Source organism: Parasedimentitalea denitrificans (assembly GCF_011813015.1).
In the GTDB taxonomy this organism is placed as follows: Bacteria; Pseudomonadota; Alphaproteobacteria; order Rhodobacterales; family Rhodobacteraceae; genus Parasedimentitalea; species Parasedimentitalea denitrificans.
This window is the reverse complement of record NZ_QHLQ01000023.1, coordinates 60408-67618: the sequence shown is the minus strand read 5'-3', so window position 1 is coordinate 67618 and position 7211 is coordinate 60408. Positions and strand designations below refer to the sequence as shown.

The 7211-nt window shown below is 55.1% G+C and carries 6 protein-coding genes; 5 read left to right on the top strand and 1 reads right to left on the bottom strand.

The genetic code is table 11. From position 1 onward, the window contains the following. Nucleotides 1-443 precede the first annotated feature (443 nt). The gene (locus DL239_RS18285; RefSeq protein ID WP_167685545.1) at nucleotides 444-1100 is read right to left on the bottom strand and encodes a GntR family transcriptional regulator; all 657 of its coding nucleotides are present in this window, start codon (nucleotides 1098-1100) and stop codon (nucleotides 444-446) included. Nucleotides 1101-1239: 139 nt separating this feature from the next. Here DL239_RS18285 and dctP point away from each other — a divergent pair, with 139 nt between their 5' ends. The 5 genes from dctP (at nucleotide 1240) to DL239_RS18260 (ending at nucleotide 6929) form a co-directional block, all read left to right on the top strand. Further along, a complete protein-coding gene (dctP, locus tag DL239_RS18280) occupies nucleotides 1240-2226 on the top strand; it encodes a TRAP transporter substrate-binding protein DctP (protein ID WP_167685541.1) in 987 nt (328 codons plus the stop codon). 69 nt (nucleotides 2227-2295) lie between these two features. Continuing rightward, nucleotides 2296-2844, top strand: coding sequence for a TRAP transporter small permease (locus tag DL239_RS18275; RefSeq protein WP_167685540.1), 549 nt, complete (start codon nucleotides 2296-2298; stop codon nucleotides 2842-2844). Further along, the gene (locus DL239_RS18270; protein ID WP_167685539.1) at nucleotides 2845-4161 is read left to right on the top strand and encodes a TRAP transporter large permease; all 1317 of its coding nucleotides are present in this window, start codon (nucleotides 2845-2847) and stop codon (nucleotides 4159-4161) included. Beyond that, nucleotides 4158-5405 carry a malonyl-CoA decarboxylase gene (locus DL239_RS18265; protein WP_167685538.1) on the top strand — a complete coding sequence of 416 codons (1248 nt, stop codon included), beginning with the start codon at nucleotides 4158-4160 and terminating at the stop codon, nucleotides 5403-5405. The genes DL239_RS18270 and DL239_RS18265 overlap by 4 nt, the downstream gene beginning before the upstream one ends. Nucleotides 5406-5414: 9 nt before the next feature. After that, nucleotides 5415-6929, top strand: a complete 1515-nt coding sequence (locus DL239_RS18260; protein ID WP_167685537.1) for a malonate--CoA ligase — start codon at nucleotides 5415-5417, stop codon at nucleotides 6927-6929. Nucleotides 6930-7211: the final 282 nt, after the last annotated feature.

Sequence of the window (7211 nt, the reverse complement as noted above, 5' to 3'; positions counted from 1 at the left end):
TTTCTTGTTCATCTTCACTCCTTGACGGTTACGATGAACCAGAAATCCTCCTGATGCTAAACCTTCCCAAATACCCACAGGTGCTGACGTCAGACACAGTCGGACACAAGACTTCGAACCCGAACGCAAGCATCGCCCCTTGGGGCGCTATCGATTTGTTATTGTGGTTTTAAATTTGGTTGCGGGAGCATGATTCCACTGTGAGTTGCCCATTGGGTCACGATAGAAATACAGTTGGGAGGGACTCCGCACCACGGTTTTGTTTTACGATAGACGTGGCCAACTGATGGTATGTCCTCGACCTCCGCTTGTTGCTTTCGTTTCTCCGCTCGAGCGCTTTATAGTTTTGGCCTCCTCATGCTTTGAGGGCTGTAGCATCCGCCCTTTGGTGTCTGACTTTCGCTTGCGGCGCGCCAGACGATCAGCCACATTGGCTCGGTTTCCTACCCCTTGGAAGTCTTCAAACTCGAAATCAGGAGATGAAATTTCTCACCCTGTATTGCGACATGCCCGCGTAAGGCCTGGGTGGCTGTTTCTGAATCCCCAGCTTGCAACGCCGATACAATTGCGACGTGCTCAGCCATCGATTGGGCCATCCTGCCTCTCGCACGAAGCTGATGCCTGCGAAAAGGTTTCAGACGGCGATGTAAACGCAGAGCTTCCTGCTCTAGAAAGCTGTTGCCAGATTGTTTGTAAATGAAGTGATGAAAATACTCGTTCTCACGATAATAGTCGTCCATATCATTGTGGTCGATTGCTTGCTGACACCGTTTGTTCGCTTCCAGCAGCACATCAATCGCCTCTTCTGAGATTCTAAGCGCAGCCAAACGTCCGCAAACTCCCTCGATCTCGGCCATGGTTTCAAACATTTCCATCAGCTCAACCGGACCAGGCTGGCGTACAAAAACACCGCGACGTGGGATTTGTTCCGCCATCCCCGAGGCAATCAAGCGTTGAAACGCCTCGCGAAGCGGTGTGCGCGAGACACCAAACTGGGTTGCAAGTTTAACCTCATCCAACCGGTCCCCATCCTGAAATTCACCAGAAAAAACCAGCTCTTCCAGCTCATCCGCAATCATATCTGCACGTCGAATTTCCATAAATGCTGGATACCAGACGCCCAAGGTGCGCGCAAGATTGAGTTTCTTGTATACAAGAATATTGACTTTGAATTCCAAACGACCAACAATCCCCCCATTAACTCAGAGCGTGAACAACTGAGAATCCAGGGAGGATAACATGAAGACGAATTTGCTTACCGCAGCGGCAACCGCTGCAGTGCTGGCCCTATCAGGCGCGGCTGGCGCAACGGAACTCCGGCTATCCCATCAATGGTCCAATAAAGACATCCGTCACCAAGTGGCGCAGATCGTCGCGGATGAAGTAGCCGCCGCCGATGTGGATCTGGACATCAAGATTTTTGGCTCCAAGTCCCTGTTCAAACCGCGTGAGCAGTACAAGCCACTCAGCCGGGGCCAATTGGACATGACCGTTTTGCCGCTCAGTTATGCCGGCGGCCAGCAGCCCGCATATAACCTGACGCTGATGCCTGGCTTGGTGAAAAACCATGACCATGCGGCTCGCCTGTCCAGCTCGCCTTTCATGGAAGCACTCGAGGCCAAGATGGCCGATGACGATGTGATGGTGCTGGTACACGGCTATCTGGCCGGTGGCTTTGCTGGCAAAGACAAATGCATCACCAGCCCAGATGACGTCAAAGGCCTTCAGACCCGCGCAGCTGGCAAATCCTTTGAACAGATGCTGGCCGGTGCTGGGGCCTCGATTGCCTCGATGGCCTCGTCCGAGATTTATAACGCTATGCAGACCGGAGTTCTGAGCGCGGCGAACACCTCGTCCTCGTCCTTTGTTTCCTATCGTATCTACGAGCAGGTCAGCTGCTACACCCCAGCCGGCGATGTTGCTCTATGGTTCATGTATCAGCCACTCCTGATGAACAAATCGACTTTTAATGGACTGACCGAAGCACAGCAGGCTGCCATCCTGGCAGGCGCAGCCAAGGCTGAGGCGTTTTATCTGGAAGAAGCTAAGAAACAGGATGCTGCTTCGGTAACGGCCTACGAAGAGGCCGGTGTCGAGATCGCTGAAATGACAGCTGAAGACTTTGCCGCATGGCGCGCCATTGCGCAGGAGACCTCGTACAAGAAATTTGTCGAGGAAGTCCCAGACGGACAGGCCCTGCTGGATCTGGCGCTCGCAGTCGAGTGATAAAAATCGGGCGTTGCATGTCATGCAGCGTCCTTTCCAAACTACCCCCGAATATCAAAGGAAGACGGAATGGCTGGCCATAGCTCAGCCGCTGTAGCGCACGCAGGGAACAATCCGTTCCTGCGCGCTGTGGCTGCTATTTCAACACTCGCCGGATGGGTCTCGGCGGCAATGATTGTCACCGCCGTGGCCATCACCTGCCAAATGATCTTTGTCCGCTTTGTCCTGAACGGCTCAACCGTTTGGCAGACCGAAGCGGTGATCTATTTGGTGATCTCAGCCACTTTGGTTGGCCTGCCCTACGTGCAACGCCTGCGTGGCCATGTGAATGTCGATCTGATCCCACTGATGCTGCCCAAACCGGCCCGCAAGGTCTTGGCTATCTTGACCCTGTCCGCATCGATTGTGATCGTCGCGATCATGCTGTGGTACGGCTATGAATACTGGCATTTCGCTTGGGCGCGTGGCTGGCGCTCCGACACCATTTGGGGTGTGCGTCTGTGGATCCCTTATCTGGCGCTGCCCGTTGGTTTTGCCCTGTTTCTGTTGCAACTGATCGCCGATCTGGTCGCTGTTATTCTCAAAATCGATCAACCCTTTGGTCTGGAGGATCGCTGAATGGATCCGCTAATTTTGGGCGCCATTGTCGCCGTTGCCACCATTTTGGTTTTGTTTTCCGGAGTCTCTGTTGCCCTCGGCTTGCTAATTGTCTCCGGCGGGTTCCTGGTGATTTTTGACGGCATGCGCTCGCTAGAACTAATGCCGGAAATTCTGTTCGGCAAACTGGATAATTTTGCCCTGCTTTCGATCCCGATGTTTATCATCATGGGCGCCAGCATTTCTTCAACCCGGGCAGGTGCCGATCTGTACGAAGCATTGGAACGCTGGCTCACCCGTGTTCCGGGTGGGTTGGTCATCTCCAACCTTGGCGCCTGTGCCTTGTTCGCCGCAATGTCCGGTTCCAGCCCGGCAACCTGCGCTGCCATTGGCAAGATGGGCATCCCCGAAATGCGCAAACGCGGCTACCCGGATGGCGTCGCCGCCGGATCTATTGCCGCTGGCGGCACGCTCGGAATCTTGATCCCGCCCTCGGTCACCATGATTGTCTATGGAATTGCCACTGAAACCTCGATTGGCCGCCTGTTTCTGGCCGGCGTGCTTCCGGGTCTACTGCTAGTCGGTCTGTTCATGGCCTGGTCACTGTATTCAACCTGGAAATCGGGTGACACCAACCTGCTAAGCGCCCGCAGCTATACTTGGAAAGAACGCTTTGAAGTCTTGCCCCGAGTGGTACCCTTTCTGGCGATCATTCTGGGTGTGCTCTATGCCATGTATGGCGGCATCGCCACGCCGTCAGAAACCGCCGCTGTCGGTGCCCTGCTGTGCCTGATCATTGCTATTGCGATCTACAAGCTGTGGCATCCGCGCGATCTGTGGGTGGTCCTGCGTGACAGCACCAAGGAAAGTGTGATGATCCTGTTCATCATCGCTGCCGCTGGCGTGTTTTCCTACATGCTGTCCAGCCTCTACATCACCCAATCCATCGCCGAATGGATTGGCACTCTGGATGTTAACCGCTGGGTACTCATGGGCGCAGTCAACGTTTTCCTGCTGATCGCCGGGTTCTTTTTGCCGCCCGTAGCGGTGATCCTGATGGCGGCACCGATCCTGCTGCCCATCATCATCACAGCTGGTTTTGACCCCATTTGGTTTGCGGTGATCTTGACCATCAACATGGAGATCGGCCTGATCTCCCCGCCAGTAGGTCTGAACCTCTATGTGATCAGCGGCATCGCACCCGACATCCAACTAAAAACCATCCTCTTAGGGTCCCTACCCTTTGTGGCCTGTATGGTAGTGGCCATTGTCCTGTTGTGCCTGTTCCCCGGTCTTGCAACCTGGCTGCCGGACGCCATTATGGGGGCACGGCAGTGAGCTTTCTTGCGGATCTTCTGACCACGGTTTTTGAGCGCCGCTACCGCGGTGCCTCGGAACCGGATCACCAAAGACGCACGATCGAGGAACTGTGCACCGACTTATTGAGCAGTTCGGGCGAGGTCTCAGGCATGGTCCTTGCCCGGCATATTCTGGACAGCTATGGGGCAATGGATGAGGACGACAAAAAGGCTTTCTTTGACTTCCTGACCACACAATTGGGCATCGACCCCAACCAAGTCAAAAGCGCACTTGAGGCTTATGCGCTTGAGGCCTCCAAATCCAACTACCGCCAGTTCATGGAAGCATCAGAACCCCAAAGACAAGAACTGGCCCGTCGGCTCAATCAGGTTCCCGGCGCGACCAAGCAACTGGTAGAGATGCGCAGGGATTTGCTGAAACTGGCCCGCAAGCACCCCGAACTGGCTGTGGTTGATCTGGACCTGCGCCATCTGTTCGCCTCGTGGTTCAATCGCGGATTTCTGGTCCTGCGCCCGATCAGCTGGGAAAGCCCGGCCGATATTCTGGACAAGATCATCGCCTATGAGGCCGTGCACGCCATCGACAGCTGGGATGACCTGCGCCGCCGCTTGCAACCAGCAGACCGACGCTGTTTTGGTTTTTTCCACCCTGCCATGCCGGATGACCCCCTGATCTTTGTCGAGGTAGCCCTGACCCAAGGCATCCCTGGTTCGGTCCAAGGCCTACTGGCGGACGAGCGAGACAATATCGCCGCCGAAGACGCCGACACCGCCGTTTTCTACTCAATTTCCAACTGTCAAGCCGGTCTAGCGGGGATTTCATTTGGCAACTCGCTGATCAAACAAGTGGTCTCCGATCTGTCGCGCGAACTGCCCAATCTTAAAACCTTCGTCACCTTGTCCCCGATCCCCAGCCTCAACCGCTGGCTGGATGAGACCGGCGCGCAAACCGGCCCCCTGCCCGAAGACCAACAACGCCAGATCGCCGCACATTACCTGCTGAACGCTAAACGCGCTGACGGTACCCCCTATGATCCGGTTGCCCGCTTCCACCTCGGCAACGGCGCCCTTGTCCATGCCGTACACTCCGGCGCAGACTTATCGGAAAACGGCCTCACACAATCCGGTGGCACAATGGTCAATTACCTCTATGACCTGCCCCTAATTTCTCAAAACCACGAACGTTTTGCCTCAGCACAAGACGTTGTCGCCTCCCCCGAAGTCACCGCGCTAAGCGCGGCCGCCGAACAAAAAGACACATGAGGACCATATATGACCAACCCTCTCTACGACACTCTCTTTGGTCGCTATGCCGGGAAGACAACGCCATTTCTGCACCTTCCAGATGGCAGCGCAATTACTCATAACGACTTTCTGAGCATGGCAGCGCGCTATGCCCATGTATTCCGCGACGCCGGGGTCGAACCGGGCGACCGGCTGGCCGTTCAAATCGAAAAGTCACCCCAGGCCCTGGCCATTTATGCCGCCTGCGTTCAGTCTGGCATCGTCTTTCTGCCTTTGAACACTGCCTATACAGCAGCCGAGGTTTCCTATTTCGTTGAAAACAGCGGTGCCAAACTTCTGATCTGCGACACTGCCAACGAGACCGCTTTGACCCCCATCGCACAATCCGCCGGGGCGCAGCTGGAAACACTGGACGCGGATGGGGTTGGCACACTAAGCGCGCAGGCTGAAACCATGCCCAATCGCTTTCCAACAGTTACACGTAGCCCCGATGACCTTGCCGCCTTCCTCTATACTTCTGGCACCACAGGCCGCTCCAAGGGCGCCATGCTCAGCCAGCAGAACTTGCTGTCCAACGCTGAGACCCTTGTCGACTATTGGAAATTTACTGATCAAGACGTGCTTCTCCATGCTCTGCCGATCTTCCACACACACGGACTATTTGTCGCCTCAAACATAACCCTACTGGCCGGTGGATCGATGATCTTTATGGGCAAATTCAACCCTGATCAGATTATCGAGAACATGCCCCGAGCCACGTCGATGATGGGGGTTCCCACCTTCTACACCCGCCTGCTCGACGACACCCGGTTTACCAAGGCCCTGACACAACACATGCGTCTGTTCATCTCGGGAAGCGCACCGCTTCTTGCAGATACCCACATCCAATTTGAAAGCCGCACCGGCCATCGCATTTTGGAACGTTATGGCATGACGGAAACCAATATGAACACGTCAAACCCCTATGATGGTGAGCGACGCGCCGGAACGGTTGGCATGCCCCTGCCGGGGGTCGAGCTGAAAATCACCGATTCCGCCAGTGGCGAAACCCTGCCCGATGGTGAAGTCGGCCAAATCGAAGTCCGCGGACCAAACGTCTTCCAAGGTTACTGGCAGATGCCAGAAAAAACCGCCGAAGAGCTAAGAGGCGACGGCTTTTTCATAACAGGCGACCTAGGCGTGGTTGACCCAGATGGTTACGTCCAAATTGTTGGCCGCAACAAGGATCTCATCATTTCCGGCGGCTACAACATCTACCCCAAAGAAATCGAACTGGTGCTGGATGAACAACCCGGCGTGCTGGAAAGCGCGGTTGTCGGCGTTTCGCATCCGGATTTTGGTGAAACCGTCGTAGGTTTTCTGGTTGCCTCAAACGAGGTTGGACCTGACCTAGATGCGATTAGCAGAAACGTTGGAGAGTCTCTGGCTCGCTTCAAGCATCCAAAAAAACTGATAGTCCTGCCCAAGCTGCCCAGAAACACGATGGGGAAAGTGCAGAAAAATCTGTTGCGAGAACAGTTTGGAGACTTGTTTTCCAGTTGATTGTTCGGCCTTGAAACTTGTCTTGATGGGCTCGTATGGGTCTGATGATGTACTCCTCATAGAAAACATCCCAACGCGAGGAGGCGTTCATAAGCGTGGTCGATAGCGGAAAGCGGTCACGTAAAGGAGGGCAAACGACTTTCTTATCGGGCCTGTCTCAGTTTCCTCGGGATAGGATGGATCACGGCCAGCTTGCGGAGGTCCAGACGCCTGTGCGTAGCGCGGCTACGCCATCACCCTACAGGGTGACCCGGCTGGTATCCTAGGGGCATACGCTGGAGT